The sequence below is a fragment of the Thalassorhabdus alkalitolerans genome, assembly GCF_042656525.1.
Classification (GTDB): domain Bacteria; phylum Bacillota; class Bacilli; order Bacillales; family Marinococcaceae; genus Thalassorhabdus; species Thalassorhabdus alkalitolerans.
Window position 1 is genome coordinate 1224501 of record NZ_JBHSOZ010000003.1, and the last position, 16247, is coordinate 1240747.

Genomic DNA, 16247 nt, shown 5'->3' on the forward strand with positions numbered 1-16247 from the left:
TTCTCAAAAGCCTCCTTCAGGCGGTTTGCTCGCTTTTATCAGTGTTTTTGTCATGCCGTTATGACACATCCACTGTTTTTTTCTTTCCCTGTTTTGACTATCGTTACGGTAATGAGCCCCGAGGCTTTCTTCACGATTTAGGGCACTCTCCAGTACTAAAGAGCTGGTGACAAGCATGTGCCTTATTTCTGCTTCCTCAGATGTCGCGGGCACAAAGCTGTCTTCGATAGCCTGTAAATGTCTTTTACACCAGTTTAACGATCTCTTCATGGCCAGCTCATGCCTGATCACACCAGCTCCATCATGCATGTTCTGTTTTATCTCTTCCTTGGATGGAAGATGTCTTTTAGTGAAGGAAGGATTATTCCTCTCTTCCGCTGACTCACCTGGAAAATCATTTTTCATCTCTACCATTTTCTTCACTTCTTCGGCACACCATCTTGCAAACCCGCATGCCTCAAGGAGAGAGTTACTGGCAAGCCTGTTTGCCCCGTGAATACCTGTATAAGCTGTCTCTCCTGCAGCAAACAGTCCTGGCAGGGTTGTCTGCCCTCTGCTATTTACGACCACGCCTCCCATATTAAAGTGAGCCCCCGTCTCAATCGGGATTTTCCCGTCTGAAAATGAAACTTGGTTGTCACTGCACCATTTATATATCGTTGGGAACCTTGTTGAAAAATCAACTATATGTTGAATATCCAAAAATACTTTTTGTCCTTTATTTCTCCACTTGGTTACTTCTCTTGCCACTATATCCCGAGGTGCCAGATCTTTTAACGGATGACTTTCCATAATAGGGATTCCTTCTTTTGTAATCAGGCGTGCCCCTTCCCCTCTCACTGCCTCTGAAACTAAGAAAGTATTGCCATTGTCCCCTCTTGTCACTGTGGGATGAAACTGAACCATTTCTAAGTCAGTCAGCAGAGCCCCGCCCATGTAAGCAAGGGAATATCCATCCCCAGTTGCCTGCTTGCCGTTCGAAGTGACTGGATATAACTGACCGGCTCCTCCCGCAGCTAATATGACAGCTTTTGAAAAGTATGTATGATAATGGCCTTCCGGTGTAACCGTACGTACCCCTCGGCACTCTCCTTCATGGACAATCAATTCATAGGCTGTTTCATCTTCCCGCCAAGTAACATAGTCTTCAACAGTTTTTAGAAATGAAGATACCATGACGGCCCCTGTTGCATCACCACCCGCATGAAGGATTCTCCTTCTTTGATGAGCGCCTTCTTTTCCTAAGGCCACCTTGCCGGCTGAATCAATATCAAAAATAATCCCTTTCGACTGGCACCACTTTGTAATATCAGGGCCATTCTGGACAAGCTTTTTTACCATTCTTCTTCGTTGATGAGCTCCCCCTGCCGACAGCGTATCTTGGTAATGGAGCTTCCAGTGATCGTTTGCTCCTATTGCTGCTGCAATCCCTCCCTGAGCTAAAAACGAGTTGCTTTGCTGCCTTCTTCCCTTCGTTATTATGGTCACCTGACAGGAAGAACCTAAGGATTCAGCTGCAACCAATCCTGCTAAACCACTTCCAACCACAACCACATCTGCCTGATGCTCCATTCCCTTCACTCCGAATCTTAACATGTGTCTTGACACTTATGTTTACACAACTTTACAATAAATACAAGACAAAATTAAAGGTGATATCATGATTTATTTAGATTATTCTGCTACTACTCCCATATCCGATCTTGCTTTAAAAACATATATGCATGTTTCCACACATTACTTTGGAAACGCTAGCAGTCTTCATACCTGCGGAACAGATGCTGCTTCTATTATCGAATCAGCCCGATCTACAATAGCTTCCCTGCTTTCTGTCACCCCCCGCAGTATTTATTTTACAGGCTGTGGTTCAGAAGCTAACAGTTCTGCTTTAATTGCCCTTGCGAAGGGAAACGGACGTAATGGAAAACAGCTTGTTACTACTCCTCTTGAGCATCCATCTGTTTTACAAACCTTTGCTTACTTAGAATCACAAGGCTTTACTGTTTCAAAAGTCAGAGTAAATGAATATGGCCAAGTATGTTTATCCCATTTGCGGGAACTTTTACAGGAAAAGACCGTTTTGGTCTCTATCGGACATGCAAGTGCAGAACTGGGTACCATTCAGGACCTTGAAAGCATTGGTGACATAGTAAAAGAGCATGGAGCTTTGTTTCATAGTGATTGTGTCCAAACCTTTGGAAAAGTCATGATACCAGTAAAGGAAGCACATCTTGATTCCTTCTCTATTTCCTCTCACAAAGTTTACGGGCCAAAGGGTGCAGGGGCTTGCTATATCTCCCCGCAAACGAGTTGGGATTCTTTTTTTCCTCATACGTCTCATGAAAAAGGATTGAGACCTGGAACAGTAGACACTGCTGGAATAGCCGCATTTGCTGCCGCAGCCGAGGAGACTTATTCTATGCAAACAGACATTGAAAAGAAAGTAAGAAAGCTGAGCGAGTACTTTACGAAAACTGTGCTCTCAGAGGAATCAATCATCCTGGAAGGCCATCCTGATAAGAGGATTCCAGGACACTTTGCTTTGCGTTTTGATCAAAGAGAAGGCCAATATATCATGCTTGAGCTCAATCGCCGGGGGATTGCCGTTTCCACCGGGAGTGCCTGTCGTTCAGGGAGCTCTTCTCCACCAGCCTCCATGATTGCTTTGGGGAGATCATCAGAGGAAGCACATGGTCTGATCCGTCTTTCCATGGGAAAATTTACGACAAGAGATGATATTGAAAAAGCCGTGGAAATAATGCAAAACCTGGCCAGCAGGGAAATGACAGGGGGGATATAATGAAAGAAAAATTAATAGGAGAAGATAGAAGAAAGCTTCTCTTAGAGTGGCTTAAAACAGCTCACGAGCCCATTACAGGTAGCGTTTTAGCAAAAAAAACGAATGTAAGCCGTCAAGTCATTGTCCAGGATATTTCCATATTAAAAGCCAGAAATACTCCTATTCTTTCTACATCCCAGGGATACCTTCTGATTTCTTCTTCAAGACCGAATGTGTTTAGAAAAAAAATAGCCTGCTGTCACTCGGCTGATAAGAATGTAACTCAAGAGGAACTGCAAATCATTGTGGATCAGGGAGCCACTGTCTTGGATGTGTCAGTAGAGCATCAGCTTTATGGTGATATCACCGCTTCTCTTATGATTGCAAGCCGCAGGGATGTACATGAATTCATAAAAAAGTTTACTGAGACAAAAGCAACTCTTCTTTCAGAATTAACTGGTGGTGTTCACTTGCACACCATTGAAGCCCCTGAGGAAAAAATACTGATTGAAACCGAGAAATCACTAAAGGAAGCCGGGTTTCTGTTATAACCTTTCATAAAAAAAAGCCAGGCTTTCAGCCTGACTTTCTGTTTTATTTGCTTAATGTAACAATTGTACGATTGGTCTAAATCAATAATATTGTTCAAACCACTTTTTTGCTTCTTCTACTTCCTCTCTTATTAGCTGGTGACCGCCTTCTGTCCAGTACTCAGTAACTGAAGCTCCCGCCTCCTGTAAGTGGCGACTAAGCTCTTTTGTCTGCTCAGCAGGAATAAGGGGATCTTGTTTGCCTGCCCCGATGAAAACAGGGGTTTTATTTAATGAAGGAAGCTCTACCTCGCGGCGGGGTACCATGGCATGAAAAAGAGCTGCTCCTGATAGAGAATTTTCATAATGATACAGCAAACTTGCTGCAATGTTTGCTCCATTGGAATATCCTACTGCGACAACATTTTGACGATCAAAGCCATATTTCCCTGCGCATTCGTCTATAAATTCATGCAGTTCTCTGGTGCGAAAGACCAGGTCTTCCTCATCAAATACACCTTCTGCAAGACGCCGAAAGAAACGGGGCATTCCATTTTCAAGCACGTTCCCCCGTACTCCCAATACAGAAGCTTCTGGAGCTATCATTTGTGCCAGTGGCAGTAAATCACGTTCATTCCCCCCCGTTCCGTGGAGGAGCAATAATGTTGGAGCGTCTGTGTTACTTCCTTTGTTATAAATGTGTTCCATCGTCGTTCTCCTCTCTATGGCCTTTTAACACCTATTGTTTTGTATCAAGGGGCTTGAGTCGTGCTTCTATGGATTCTCTTTGATTCTCTAAATAAGGAGGGAGCGCCAAGCTTTCTCCCAAGGTTTCAAAGGGCTCATCCCCTTCAAAACCAGGTCCGTCTGTGGCAAGCTCAAAAAGAATCCCGTTTGCTTCCCGAAAATATAATGAACGGAAATAGTACCTCTCCACAAAACCAGAGTTAGGAAGGTTATTATCATTGAACAGCTGCACCCATTTTCTCAGCTCTTCTTCATTTTCTACACGAAAAGCGACATGGTGCACACTGCCTCTCCCTGGTCTTTCTCTCGGAAGATCATTATTTTCTTCCAGAAACACTTCTCCTCCTGTTCCTCCTTCTCCGGTTTCAAACACTCTGATGGTGGATGAGCCTTTTGCAGAAGTGAAGGTTCCTGTTTCCTTAAAGCTTAAAAGATCCGTTAATACACTGGCTGTCAGCTCCGGCCTGGACACAGTCAACGTGACAGGACCCAATCCTCTTATGCCGTGTTCTGCAGGAACCGGACTTTTTTCCCAAGGCTTTCCTGCAGGGACTCCTTTATTCTTCTCATCTGATACCAGAACGAGCCGCTGGCCTTCAAAATCACGGAACGGCAAAACCGCTCTTCCTGACTCCTGTGTGATACCGTCATGTTCTACGTCATACTCATTAAAACGATTTTCCCAGTAACCTAAGGATGCATCAGTTGCAACTCGTAAGGAGGTAGTGGAAATACTGTTTGTTCCGTAATGAGTGCTTCCTGCGTTCGGTATTTCAAAAAATGTTAAATCTGTCCCCGGATTTCCTCTTTCATCAGCATAAAACAAATGATATACAGAGGTGTCGTCTTGGTTTACAGTTTTTTTCACAAGTCTCATACCTAAAATATTTGTATAAAACTCATAGTTCTTCTTTGCGTCCCCGGTTATAGCCGAAACATGGTGAACCCCTTTTAGCTCTTTCAGATCCACAGCTCTCACTCCTTATTATCGAATAACGTCACCTTACACTTTTCATACGTTACTAACCTTTTTTTAGTGACATAAGTATAAAATAACGTACATTTCTTTAAAACAAAACCAATACGCTTTCCAAACATAAAAAAAACAGGCCCGCGGTTATATGATCAACCTGGCGGACCTGTTTTATTAAAGGAACGACTATTTTGTTATCGTTAGAGCCCCTGCTGGAGATCGATTCCCCATAGCATTGGAAGCCAAAGAGTGACAAACACCACGATGAGAATAATAGCAACAATATTTATCCAGAAACCGTTCTTTACCATTTCGATAATCTTCAGTTTTCCTGTCCCGAAGATAATGGCATTTGGCGGCGTACCAACTGGAAGCATAAATGCACAGTTAGCTGCCATCGCACAAGGTACCATCAGAGCGTACGGGTGGATATTTAAAGCAATCGCAAGAGACGCAACTACTGGCAGGATCATCGTTCCCGTAGCAGTATTTGAAGTGATTTCTGTTAAGAACAATACCAAAGCTGTCGCTACTAGTACAATTAAGATAAAGTTCATGCCTTCAAGAACTGTCAGCTGCTCTCCAATCCATCCGGAAAGTCCTGTTTCACTAAAGCCGGCAGCTATAGCCAAACCACCGCCGAACAAGAGAAGAATTCCCCAAGGAATCTCTTTTGAATCTTTCCAATCCAAAATCTTTGCTTCTTTTCCTTGTCCCGCTGGAATTAGGAACAGCAGAATGGTAGCCGTAATAGCGATCATACCATCCGTAAGACCTGGGATTTCCACGATTCCATCTGCATCCCATAAGAACGTTCGTGTAATCCACATAAACGCTGCAAACAAGAAGACAGCTAGTACTGCTTTTTCTTCTGGTGATGTTACTCCAAGAGCCGCCTTTTCCTTTTGAATAAGCTCTCTTCCACCAGGAAGTTGTTTTAATTTAATAGGGTAAACCACTTTTGTAAGGTACAGCCACGTACCTACAAGCAAGATAAATACTAATGGTGCTGCGAATGCCATCCAGCTGGCAAACGAAATTTCGGTACCAAATAATTCATTAACAGTCCCGGCAAGGATAATATTCGGCGGTGTACCAATCAATGTACCTAGTCCACCAGCTGTCCCTGCATATCCAATACCAAAAATAATGGCTTTCTCAAATTTCTTAATTTCACTTTCACTGCTTTTATCACCTTTCAACGCTTCGGATACTTGATAGGTGATGGCCAGGCCGATTGGAATCATCATCATAACCGCTGCAGTATTGGAAACCCACATGGAAAGAAAACCTGTGGCAATCATAAATCCAAGGATAATACGCTGTGTGCTTGTACCAATAAGACCTATAATGGCTAATGCCATCCGCTTGTGAAGGTTCCATTTTTCCATTGCGGTCGCAATAAAGAATCCTCCAAGGAATAAGAAAATAATATCATTTCCATAAGCTGATACAACAGTGTCGCCATCTAATGCTCCTGTAAGAGGCAGGAGAATAATAGGCAGGAGCGAGGTAGCCGGAATAGGTATGGCTTCCGTGATCCACCATGTTGCAATCCACATTGTAACTGCCAGCACTGCAAGCCCTTCGGAAGATAATCCTTCCGGCCTGAAAAACATAAGTGTCAGGGCAAATAACAATGGCCCTAAAATAAGTCCTACTAATTGTGCACGAGTATAAGCAGGCTTATTTGAATCTCCAGACGGACCTTGGGGACCACCGGATGAAGTATTCGAATCAGTATTCTTTTCTTGTGAATCAGCACCGTTGTTCTTGTTACCCATTTCCTTAAATTGAGAAAAAGTTAACAATTTCTTTGTCTGAGTTGAAGAAGCCCATAGACTTTTCCAAATCGACGATGTAAGTGAACTTCTTTCCATAAGCTTTTTCACCCTTCCTGTAAACGCTTACCATAAGATTAATTGAATATTTTGTCGAAGTATATCTTTTGTAACTATTACAAACCTTTTGTAAGTAAAAAAATCAAATATATTCCCTATTTTAAGAATTTTATAGAAACGACTGTTACAATTAACAGCTTCTTTCTTACTAAAACGAAAACACGAGTAATTTCCCGCACCTGGATAAGTAAAGAAGGAGCAGACAGATTGTCTTTTGAAAATATGGCAGAGAAAAATTTTCACTTGCTCATGTATTCAAGGAGCCAAGCATGTGTTTTCTTTGATCTCCTGCGAAAAAAACAGATCAGAGGTTTCTATTGCTTCCTCATATGCCTCATGAAAAACAGCTTATTTTGTTTACTATACTTATAGGAATAATAGGTTTAAACATTAAAAACATGCTGTTGAAAATCCTTTCTCAACAGCATGTCCTGACATTACATTTGGATATTCTCACAATGTATCCAGAGCTAGTCAACAGAGGCTACAAAAGACTGAAGCACATCCTTTTTTTCTGATTTCAGGCGATATCTATGAAGGGGTCTCCCCGTCGTTTGATAACTCACCTGGACAAGCAATATTTCTATATCCACAAGGTGCTGTAAGTATTTTCGAGTAGACACACGTGATATCCCCGTTTCTTTGGCCACATCCGCTGTGGAAAACGATGTCGTTTCCCAGTCAAGAATTTGTTTAGCAATGATAGCAAAAGTAACTTCTGTAAGCCCTTTAGGCAGTTCCAGGGGGTTATAATTAGATCTTTTTTTTCTTAAAAGAAACGCATCCAGCTCCTCCTGGCTGACAGCCTGTTCATCTTTCATTAATTCAGCTTTCTTTTTGTATTGCAGTAAAGATTCTTTAAATCTTTCAAAGTCAAAGGGTTTAATCAAATAATCAACCGCTCCATAGCGTAAAGCCGTTTTTATAGAGGTATTATCATTGGCAGCCGTAATAACAATTGCATCAATATTGCTGCCTTCTCTTCGCAGTTCAACGAGCATATCAAGACCAGTATCGTCAGTCATATAAACATCCAATAAAAGAAGATCGATTTTCTCTTGTTTCAAAACCTTCCATGCTTCTTTAACGTTATGAACAATACCCGCCGCATGAAAACCATTAATTTTTTCAAGATAAATTTTATTAAACTTAGCAACCATCGGATCGTCTTCTACTATTAACACATTTATCATACTTCTTCCCCTTTATAAGGAACTTTCACTGCAAATGTCGTACCTTCTTCTTTTTCAGATATGACTTCCACTGACCCATTTACATTATCAAGGGCTCTCTTTGTTAAGTACAAGCCGTACCCGCGATTCTGTCCTTTTCCTGACCTGCCTTTTTCAAATATATAGTCTTTATCGGAAGGGTCAATTCCATGTCCATTATCTTGGACTTTAAAATAAAAATAACCCTCTTCATAATTTACAGTAAATGTGACTTTCTTTTCCTCTTGATTTTTAACTGCTTCATAAGCATTTTCACTTAAGTTCCCAATGATTGTAATTAAACCATCCATCTGCTCTGAATCCTTTAGGTCAGGTAACGGATATTCTCCTTTAAGATCTACTGTCACACCCTCTTCTCTCAGTTGACTCATTTTGTTCAGTATATATCCAGCTAATACAGGATCCTTTACAAGGCGGGAAACAGAGCCGATTTCCTTTTGATAATTTTTGGAGATCTGATCAATATACTCCTTTAACTCCTCATATGACTCAGTATGAACCATGGCGGACATCACGTGAAGACGGTTCATAAATTCGTGTGTATGGACACGCAAGGTTTCTGCGTACGTTTTGGCATCAGTAAGCTGATCAATTAATGTAGTAAGCTCTGTTTTCTCTCTAAATGTTGCCACTGCCCCTACAATCTTCTTATCAGTTATGACAGGAACCCTGCTGATAATAATATCTATACTTCCAAGCGTTTCCTCGCGGTCATACTCACCCTTTTCATTGTCGATAATGTTTTTCATTCCGAGCTCAGGGAGAAAGGTATCAATTTGTTCTCCGATAGGGTCTTTCATAAAACCTGCTCGCTGGAAATACTCTTTAGCCTCTTCATTAGCAACAACGACTTCACCCTTATCATTTACAGCAATAATCCCTTCCCGTACTGAAGCAAGCATGGCATCTCGTTCTTTAACCAGCTGGGCAATTTCTTGAGGTTCCAGGCCGTGCATGGTTTGTTTCACTCTTTGGGCCAGAGCAAGGGCTCCTAAAAGTCCTACTAAAAGACCCATCAATGTGCCAAAGAATACAACAGATTGAGACTCTAACACTTCTTCCTCAATGTTATCAATTAAAATTCCCACAGAAACGACTCCTAATTGCTCGTCACCAGACCATACGGGCACAAAGGCACGTAGTGATTCCCCTAATGTCCCTTCTGCAATTGACGTATAGCTTTCCCCGGTAAAAGCTCTCGACTCATCGTTCCCCACAAAATATTCTCCAATTCTGTCTTGTACTGGATGGGAAAAACGTAAACCTTCCATATTCATAACCACAATGTATTCTACCTCTGTATCTTCCTGAACGGTACGAGTGTAGGCTTGGACATGTTCATCAGCCTCTTCATTATGCAAGCTTTCTTGTACTGCTTCCGACCAACTTACACTTCTCGCTATCGACATAACCTTATCAGCCTGATGCTCACGCGTTTGGTGTGTCGTGTAATTGCCCGCGAACACTCCGGTTAAGGCAAGGGATACGACCAGCACAATACATATTAATATTGTCATCCAGGCTTGGAGCCCAATAGACTTTCTAACTCTTTCTAAGATCTCTCGCATGGAACTCTCCCCGGCTGTGACTGCTGGAGGCAGGATACCACGTCAGCCACTGTTCTGCATTTCTGCTAAAGACACTATATCAAAAGTCTTGGTTGATGTTCAGCTTTTATGTTTTTTCTCAACGTATTGATTATATTTTATCATACAAAATTAGCGCTCAATTCATTGAAAATTTTAATAGAATTGAACGCCAGGTTGTAATGTTTTACATTTCTTCTAGTTTTTTTAATTTCTTTTCAAATGAAAGTCTCCAACTGTCAGTAAGCTGTGGAAGCTCAGTCAACCTTTTCAGGCTTTTTTGATCAGGCTGATGGTGGTAGGTAACTTGATTCACAAAATCTATTGAGACATCTGAACCTCTGTTCTTCAGGATAAACAAGTCATTGTCCGACACATACCCTTCTTCCAGAACTCTGACGTAATAGCCAGTATAACCCGTATTTTGTACATCCAAAGGCAGTTCTTTAATTCCATGGCGTTTGGCCAGCTTATGACAGGGCTTTCTCGGTTGAGCTACTTCTACAAGGGATTCCCCCCACTGAAATATATCTCCAATGCACGTGTTCGTTTCCGTATAGCCTTGTAAAGTTACATTTTCACCAAAGGAGCCTGATGGCCAAGAGCCTGGAAACCTGTTTTTCCAATATTTATAGTGTTCAAATGGATACACACATACAGCCTTATCTATCCCTCCATGATTTACCAGGTCAGCTTGCTCATCTCCGTCAAGGTTATAAAAGGATAAATACAGGGCCTTCTCTTTTACTGCCTCCTTATAGATACCAGACAATATTTCATTTTCCCCTTGATGGCTTAATTTTTTTGCCTTGCCAGTATTTAATGAAACTACGCTTCCTTTTTCCACTGTACCAGCTCCCACCATAAATAATATCCTTTGTTGACTAGTTACTTCCTAAGAAAGCTTTGTTGGAATTTACCTCTAAGTTTCTCCTCACCAGAATAAAACAAAAGAAATAAACCAAGTGAAAACAATATAGCGGCCAGGATATCAGTTGGGTAATGCCAGCCCAGGACTACCCGGGCAAGCGAGGTTCCAATAGCAATAACAAAAAGAAGAAGAATGACGGTGCCTTTTACCATCCCGCCTTTTCTTATGACCCTGTCCCATACATAAAAAAGCAATAAGCATAGAAGCGTAATACGCATCGTATGTCCGCTTGGAAAGCTAAAGGACGGAATATCCAGACTAAACTGGAAAACTTCTATGCTTCGCGCTTCTCCCGGCCGTTCTCTTTGAAAAAATACTTTTAAAAGATAATTAAAAACAATTCCAGTACCAGTAAGCAGTACAAAAGACAAAGCTTCAAATCTATACTTTTTTATCCAAAGTAACAGTGCTGAAAATATGGTGACAAATAGAATGATCTCCGGGGCTCCAAGGCTTGAAAAGATGAGTGCTGCATTATAGAGCCACTGGCCGAACGCTGTTTCTGTTATTCCTTGAAACCAATGAAAGATATCAAAATCAATGGCAAAAGTCCAACTCCCGATAAGGAAGGATATAACAAACATCATTAAAGCCAGTCCAGCTGTTATTTTCTTGTTAGTAAAATCCATATGTAAAAAATCTCCTTGTCTCCTTATTCATCTGAAAGTGCGCATTCTTGGCTCCTTTAAAAGGAAAGAGGAGCCATGGGAAGTAACAGCTCCTCTTGTTTTTTAATTTGGAAAAAAAGGCATACCGAAAACATAATGAGCAATCGCAAAACCAACGATCATTAAGATAACTCCTACAGTCAGGCCGCGTAGAGCTTCTTTTGTTTCATTACCAGCTCTGCTTTCCATACGTTGTCCTCCTTTACCTTTGATATTCTCTCAGCAATCTCATCAAAGATAAAAGTAGACTGGAATTTCACAGGTAAAGACAATAAATATTTTAACATAAGTGCAACCGACTCATCAGATATAAATTCAATATTCGTTGTTTCTTCTCTATTTGCTTCGAGGAAATATATATCTCCCGTTTTCACTGAAGTATAAAAAATATTCAACGGCTCTGGCACCATTTCCCCATCACTGTATGCTACTGAAGGCAGCAATAAGACATTATGGGCTTTATCCAGACCTGTTGTCATAGAGAAAGTAACTATGCCTAAACTGCAAAGAAGAAAAAGCTTCATCTTCTGCCTCCTTTCCAGGGAACTTAGTAAGTATACATACTATATTATGGTTCCATTCTTTCACACATATGAATATTTTCTTCCTTTTCTATCCCTAAAGATCCCCGTTTGCCACTATAGCTTTAAGTATAAATCAGGTATTGAAACCGTCAATAAAGAAAAAAACACGTTATACGCCAGGATAAAACAATTCATTATCTATTATTATCAAAAAATAAAGCATTTTCTCACATTACTCTGTTAAAATGGCTTTAAAAGATCTTTGTAAGCGATTTCTCAAAAGGCGAGGGGATTAGAATGAAAGTCTCATTATTTATCACATGCTTAGCTGATGTAATGTACTCAAACGTTGGAAAAAGTACAGTCGAGCTGCTTGAAAAGTATGGGTGCGAAGTTGATTTCCCAGTAAACCAAACGTGCTGCGGGCAGCCAGCCTATAACAGCGGTTATCATAAAGAGTCGAAAAGAATCGCTAAACATTTCATTGAAGTGTTTGAGGATGCTGATTATGTTGTAGCTCCCTCTGGTTCTTGTATAGCCATGGTAAAAGAATATGAGCACTTATTAAGCAAGGACAAGGAATGGGCGGATAAAGCGAGAAACCTAAGCAGGAAATCCTATGAGCTTACGCAATTTCTAGTGGAAGTAGTAAAGGTTGAAGAAATTTCTGCAAGATTTCCCGCTTCAGCTGCTTACCATAAATCCTGTCATATGACCCGTCTGTTAAAGGTGACTGACGCTCCCCAAACCCTTCTTTCAAAAGTGGAGGACTTAGAGATAAAAGAACTTCCTAACAGCCAGGACTGCTGCGGGTTCGGGGGAACTTTCTCTGTGAAAATGACACCGATTTCCGAACAAATGGTAGATGAGAAAGTAGCCCACATAGAAGAGACAGGAGCAGAAATTCTTATTGGGGGAGACTGTGGTTGTCTGATGAATATCGGCGGTCGGATTAACCGCTTAGGGAAACCAATTAAAGTAATGCATATTGCCGAAGTTTTGAATAACGAGGTGAAATAACATGCCAATGAAAATAGGAGAAAAAGATTTTTTTGGACGGGTTGAAGACGGCATCCAAAACAGCTTTATGCGAAAAGCTGTAGCAGGAGCGCAAGAACGCATGCAGGACAGGCGGGCAAAAGCTTCTGAAGAATTGGGAGACTGGGAGAAATGGCGGGAGCTTGGTGAAGAAATCCGTTCACATACGTTAGAAAACCTTGATTATTACCTAGAGCAGCTGGCTGAAAACCTCAGCAGCCGAGGGGGTCATGTCTTTTTTGCTCAGACACCGGAAGAGGCAAATGACTATATAAAAAAAGTAGCTCAGACTAAGGAAGCTAAAAAGATCGTTAAATCAAAGTCCATGGTCACAGAAGAAATCAACATGAATCACGTCTTGGAAGAGATGGGTTGTGAAGTGATTGAAACGGATCTCGGTGAATACATTCTTCAAATTGACGATCACGACCCTCCCTCCCACATCGTTGTCCCTGCTCTCCACAAAAATAAAGAACAAATTCGTGATACTTTTCGTGAAAAAAAGGGCTACACCAACACTGAAAAACCAGAAGAGCTTACCCTCTTTGCAAGAGAGATGCTTAGGAAAGAATTTTTGTCTGCTGACCTGGGTATTACTGGCTGTAATTTTGCCGTTGCAGAATCAGGTTCCATTTCTCTCGTGACAAATGAAGGAAATGCAAGACTCGTTTCCTCCCTTCCCAAAACTCAGATTGCCGTTATGGGGATGGAAAGAATTGTTCCAACGTGGGAAGAACTTGATATACTGGTCTCCCTGTTATGCCGAAGCGCTGTCGGACAAAAGCTGACAAGCTATATTACAGGACTTACAGGTCCAAAAGATGAAGAAGATGCAGACGGACCTGAAGAATTTCACCTGGTCATTGTTGATAATGGCCGCTCGAATATCCTGGGAACAGAATTTCAATCTGCCCTTCACTGTATTCGTTGTGCTGCCTGTATAAATGTATGCCCTGTTTACAGACATGTAGGCGGTCACTCCTACGGTTCTATCTATCCCGGGCCCATCGGAGCAGTACTGACACCTCTTTTGGGGGGCTATGATGATTATAAAGAATTGCCTTATGCCTCTTCTTTATGCGCTGCATGCACAGATGCCTGTCCGGTAAAAATTCCTCTTCATGAGCTTCTAATCAGCCATCGTCGAAAGATCGTGGAGGAAGAAAAGAAAACAAGCTTTGGAGAAAGAATGGCAATGAGAGGATTTGAAATGGTAGCCACTTCTTCCACCTGGTATCGTATTGGTGTAAAGTCAGCTCCGCAAATGACTGTTCCGTTCGCCAGAAACGAAATTATTTCCAGAGGCCCGGGACCAATGAAGCCGTGGACTGATATTCGTGATCTTCCTGCTCCTAAAAAAGATTCTTTCAGAGAGTGGTTTAAAAAGCACCGGAAGGAGGGCCAATCATGAACAAAGGAACCGTGGAAAACAAAGACAGCTTTTTAGGAATGATTGCAGATAAATTAAACCGTCCCCGTAAAACTGACCCAGTGGCTCGCCCTGTATGGAAAAACTCTCCCCAGTGGGAAGTGTTACGTAATGCCAACCAGGAGGAGCTTGTCGAGGTACTGAAAAAACAATGCTTGGCTATTCACACTCAGCTTGTAGAAACCTCTGTGTCTGACTTAAAAGAAACCATACGCCAAGAACTAATGAATCTTAATGCTTCTTCTCTTGTCACCTGGAAAGATGAGCGCTTTTTCGAATATGGGCTCTCTGAATTTTTCACAAAAGAATGCCCAGAGCAGGATATCGATTCATTTACATGGGATCCCACCCTTTCAAGAGAAGAAAATGTCAAGATGACTGAAAAAGCTGACGTAGGAATCACTTTTAGTGATATAACATTGGCCGAATCAGGAACAGTGGTTTTGTTTAGCGGCTCTGGTAAAGGACGATCAGTCAGTTTACTGCCAACAAACTACATTGCTCTTATTCCTAAAAGCTCGCTAGTACCAAGAATGACCCAGGCTGCTTCTTTCATTCATCATGAAATCGAAAGAGGCAATGATGTGGCTTCATGTGTCAACTTCATTTCAGGTCCAAGCAACAGTGCTGATATCGAGTTAAATTTAGTTGTCGGTGTCCATGGTCCTGTCAGGGCTACCTACATTATTATTGATGACAAATAAAAGAGGTCCGGGCCACTATATATTAGGCCCGGACCTCTCATTTATTCCGGCTGTGGCTGGTACAATTCCCAGCCTAGCTTTAACGAGCTAACGATATAATCAACAACCTCTTCAACGTCTTTCTCATCGGTTTCTACTTCAAAGCTGTTGAGCTTATACATTTGTTCTCTTTCTTTATAAAGAGCTTCAATTTCTTCCAGACTTTTGTTTTGAAGCACAGGGCGGCTGTCTATAATCAGATCAAGCCGGTCTTTCCAGGAATCCCACGTCAAATCTAAAGAAATAACGATATTAGATTCTAAGCACACCTTTCTGATATCAGGCTGTGCGTATGCTCCTCCACCTAAAGAAATGACTTTTAAGCGGGTATCCCTGCACCAGCTGATCGTCATTTCCCTTTCCATTTCTCTGAATTTCTTTTCTCCCAGTTCTTTAAATATATCCGGCACCTTCATACTATACTTTTTTTCTATTTCCTGATCTATGTCTATAAAATCACGAAATAGATTTTTGGCAAGCAAAGAACCTACGCTTGTTTTTCCCACACCCATAAAACCTATTAAAACAATATTTCGCTCTCTTAACGGATAAACTTTTGGTCCCATTTATAACAACTTCCTTTTTTATGAAGGTCACATATTATGGTGAAAATTTTAATGCAGTAAATGGTGAAAGTCAATAAGAAGGCAGAAATGACCATTCCAAAATATTTGTGCCTTTTTTTCTTCCATGAGTATGCTCAACCTTTTTAAGATGTGACCGTTATGTTTATGACTTACTCTTTAATGTATTCCGCATCGTAACTATTTTCTCCTGCATGAACTGTAAGAAGCGTATCTGCGTATCCTACGAGCCTGTTGATCAGTTCGTCAGCTATCTGCTGTATGAGCAGGCTCTTTTCTTGCTGGTGCAGTTCGGGATCATTTATTATAATCGTGGTATTGATAAACACATCTCTGTTTCCTTGTAGATCGTATTGGATAAACACCTTTGCAGGTGCCCCCCCAAGGGAAGGATCTTCAAAGCCGGGTATAAATACATACCATTCCTCTGCAGTAGCTGAGCGAAAATTTTTTGTAAATCCTAATCCTTCAATGATCTTGTTCAGCTCAAGTGGTTCATGATTCGTCAGCTTAGTCACCTTGTTTTTCTTCAACGCCGATCACCCTGTATTTTTTATGTAGTGTTTGTTTCATACCTGGTAT

The 16247-nt window shown here is 41.4% G+C and carries 17 protein-coding genes; 5 read left to right on the plus strand and 12 right to left on the minus strand.

The window, feature by feature from the left end:
- Positions 1-3: 3 nt before the first annotated feature.
- Positions 4-1572 carry an L-aspartate oxidase gene (nadB, locus tag ACFPU1_RS08740; RefSeq protein ID WP_385940192.1) on the minus strand — a complete coding sequence of 523 codons (1569 nt, stop codon included), beginning with the start codon at positions 1570-1572 and terminating at the stop codon, positions 4-6.
- An 88-nt stretch (positions 1573-1660) separates the two neighbouring features.
- Here nadB and ACFPU1_RS08745 point away from each other — a divergent pair, with 88 nt between their 5' ends.
- The gene (locus tag ACFPU1_RS08745; RefSeq protein ID WP_385940194.1) at positions 1661-2800 is read left to right on the plus strand and encodes a cysteine desulfurase family protein; all 1140 of its coding nucleotides are present in this window, start codon (positions 1661-1663) and stop codon (positions 2798-2800) included.
- Positions 2800-3330: a transcription repressor NadR gene (locus tag ACFPU1_RS08750; protein ID WP_385940196.1), complete on the plus strand. Its 531-nt coding sequence runs from the start codon at positions 2800-2802 to the stop codon at positions 3328-3330. The genes ACFPU1_RS08745 and ACFPU1_RS08750 overlap by 1 nt, the downstream gene beginning before the upstream one ends.
- Positions 3331-3411: 81 nt before the next feature.
- Here the strand turns inward: ACFPU1_RS08750 and ACFPU1_RS08755 are convergent, their stop codons facing one another.
- The 9 genes from ACFPU1_RS08755 to ACFPU1_RS08795 form a co-directional block, all read right to left on the minus strand.
- Positions 3412-4017 carry an alpha/beta hydrolase gene (locus tag ACFPU1_RS08755; RefSeq protein ID WP_385940198.1) on the minus strand — a complete coding sequence of 202 codons (606 nt, stop codon included), beginning with the start codon at positions 4015-4017 and terminating at the stop codon, positions 3412-3414.
- 31 nt (positions 4018-4048) lie between these two features.
- Positions 4049-5026, minus strand: coding sequence for a ring-cleaving dioxygenase (locus tag ACFPU1_RS08760; protein WP_385940200.1), 978 nt, complete (start codon positions 5024-5026; stop codon positions 4049-4051).
- A 203-nt stretch (positions 5027-5229) separates the two neighbouring features.
- A complete protein-coding gene (locus ACFPU1_RS08765) occupies positions 5230-6909 on the minus strand; it encodes an SLC13 family permease (RefSeq protein WP_054636398.1) in 1680 nt (559 codons plus the stop codon).
- Between the two features lie 491 nt (positions 6910-7400).
- Complete coding sequence (locus ACFPU1_RS08770) at positions 7401-8123, minus strand: response regulator (RefSeq protein WP_385940203.1); 723 nt, start codon at positions 8121-8123, stop codon at positions 7401-7403.
- Positions 8120-9730 (minus strand): DcuS/MalK family sensor histidine kinase, encoded by a 1611-nt coding sequence (dcuS, locus tag ACFPU1_RS08775; RefSeq protein WP_385940205.1) that lies wholly within the window; start codon positions 9728-9730, stop codon positions 8120-8122. The genes ACFPU1_RS08770 and dcuS overlap by 4 nt, the downstream gene beginning before the upstream one ends.
- 205 nt (positions 9731-9935) lie before the next feature.
- Positions 9936-10613, minus strand: a complete 678-nt coding sequence (locus ACFPU1_RS08780) for an MOSC domain-containing protein (protein ID WP_385940207.1) — start codon at positions 10611-10613, stop codon at positions 9936-9938.
- 23 nt (positions 10614-10636) lie between these two features.
- The gene (locus tag ACFPU1_RS08785) at positions 10637-11308 is read right to left on the minus strand and encodes a phosphatase PAP2 family protein (RefSeq protein ID WP_054636355.1); all 672 of its coding nucleotides are present in this window, start codon (positions 11306-11308) and stop codon (positions 10637-10639) included.
- 102 nt (positions 11309-11410) lie between these two features.
- The gene (locus ACFPU1_RS08790) at positions 11411-11536 is read right to left on the minus strand and encodes a hypothetical protein (protein ID WP_269799457.1); all 126 of its coding nucleotides are present in this window, start codon (positions 11534-11536) and stop codon (positions 11411-11413) included.
- Positions 11488-11871 carry a hypothetical protein gene (locus tag ACFPU1_RS08795; RefSeq protein WP_385940209.1) on the minus strand — a complete coding sequence of 128 codons (384 nt, stop codon included), beginning with the start codon at positions 11869-11871 and terminating at the stop codon, positions 11488-11490. Before ACFPU1_RS08795 ends, ACFPU1_RS08790 begins: the two co-directional genes overlap by 49 nt.
- A gap of 297 nt (positions 11872-12168) precedes the next feature.
- On the opposite strand from ACFPU1_RS08795, the gene ACFPU1_RS08800 reads away from it, so the two are divergent.
- From ACFPU1_RS08800 to ACFPU1_RS08810, 3 genes are read left to right on the plus strand one after another with little or no spacing between them, the layout of a single operon-like run.
- Positions 12169-12891: a (Fe-S)-binding protein gene (locus tag ACFPU1_RS08800; protein ID WP_385940211.1), complete on the plus strand. Its 723-nt coding sequence runs from the start codon at positions 12169-12171 to the stop codon at positions 12889-12891.
- A gap of 1 nt (position 12892) precedes the next feature.
- Positions 12893-14320, plus strand: a complete 1428-nt coding sequence (locus ACFPU1_RS08805; protein WP_385940213.1) for a LutB/LldF family L-lactate oxidation iron-sulfur protein — start codon at positions 12893-12895, stop codon at positions 14318-14320.
- Complete coding sequence (locus tag ACFPU1_RS08810) at positions 14317-15042, plus strand: LutC/YkgG family protein (RefSeq protein WP_385940215.1); 726 nt, start codon at positions 14317-14319, stop codon at positions 15040-15042. The genes ACFPU1_RS08805 and ACFPU1_RS08810 overlap by 4 nt, the downstream gene beginning before the upstream one ends.
- Before the next feature lie 41 nt (positions 15043-15083).
- Here ACFPU1_RS08810 and ACFPU1_RS08815 read toward each other — a convergent pair whose 3' ends face one another.
- Positions 15084-15647: a shikimate kinase gene (locus tag ACFPU1_RS08815; RefSeq protein WP_385940217.1), complete on the minus strand. Its 564-nt coding sequence runs from the start codon at positions 15645-15647 to the stop codon at positions 15084-15086.
- 170 nt (positions 15648-15817) lie between these two features.
- Complete coding sequence (locus ACFPU1_RS08820) at positions 15818-16198, minus strand: hypothetical protein (protein ID WP_385940219.1); 381 nt, start codon at positions 16196-16198, stop codon at positions 15818-15820.
- Positions 16199-16247 lie beyond the last annotated feature (49 nt).

Excerpts from the sequence above, each read along its gene's own strand:
- ACFPU1_RS08790 (WP_269799457.1), bottom strand. The coding sequence starts at position 11,536 with ATGGAAAGCAGAGCTGGTAATGAAACAAAAGAAGCTCTACGCGGCCTG.
- ACFPU1_RS08770 (WP_385940203.1), bottom strand. The coding sequence starts at position 8,123 with ATGATAAATGTGTTAATAGTAGAAGACGATCCGATGGTTGCTAAGTTT.
- ACFPU1_RS08765 (WP_054636398.1), bottom strand. The coding sequence starts at position 6,909 with ATGGAAAGAAGTTCACTTACATCGTCGATTTGGAAAAGTCTATGGGCT.
- nadB (WP_385940192.1), bottom strand. The coding sequence starts at position 1,572 with ATGGAGCATCAGGCAGATGTGGTTGTGGTTGGAAGTGGTTTAGCAGGA.
- ACFPU1_RS08785 (WP_054636355.1), bottom strand. The coding sequence starts at position 11,308 with ATGGATTTTACTAACAAGAAAATAACAGCTGGACTGGCTTTAATGATG.
- ACFPU1_RS08780 (WP_385940207.1), bottom strand. The coding sequence starts at position 10,613 with ATGGTGGGAGCTGGTACAGTGGAAAAAGGAAGCGTAGTTTCATTAAAT.
- ACFPU1_RS08745 (WP_385940194.1), top strand. The coding sequence starts at position 1,661 with ATGATTTATTTAGATTATTCTGCTACTACTCCCATATCCGATCTTGCT.
- ACFPU1_RS08815 (WP_385940217.1), bottom strand. The coding sequence starts at position 15,647 with ATGGGACCAAAAGTTTATCCGTTAAGAGAGCGAAATATTGTTTTAATA.
- ACFPU1_RS08810 (WP_385940215.1), top strand. The coding sequence starts at position 14,317 with ATGAACAAAGGAACCGTGGAAAACAAAGACAGCTTTTTAGGAATGATT.
- ACFPU1_RS08795 (WP_385940209.1), bottom strand. The coding sequence starts at position 11,871 with ATGAAGCTTTTTCTTCTTTGCAGTTTAGGCATAGTTACTTTCTCTATG.
- ACFPU1_RS08805 (WP_385940213.1), top strand. The coding sequence starts at position 12,893 with ATGCCAATGAAAATAGGAGAAAAAGATTTTTTTGGACGGGTTGAAGAC.
- dcuS (WP_385940205.1), bottom strand. The coding sequence starts at position 9,730 with ATGCGAGAGATCTTAGAAAGAGTTAGAAAGTCTATTGGGCTCCAAGCC.
- ACFPU1_RS08800 (WP_385940211.1), top strand. The coding sequence starts at position 12,169 with ATGAAAGTCTCATTATTTATCACATGCTTAGCTGATGTAATGTACTCA.
- ACFPU1_RS08755 (WP_385940198.1), bottom strand. The coding sequence starts at position 4,017 with ATGGAACACATTTATAACAAAGGAAGTAACACAGACGCTCCAACATTA.
- ACFPU1_RS08750 (WP_385940196.1), top strand. The coding sequence starts at position 2,800 with ATGAAAGAAAAATTAATAGGAGAAGATAGAAGAAAGCTTCTCTTAGAG.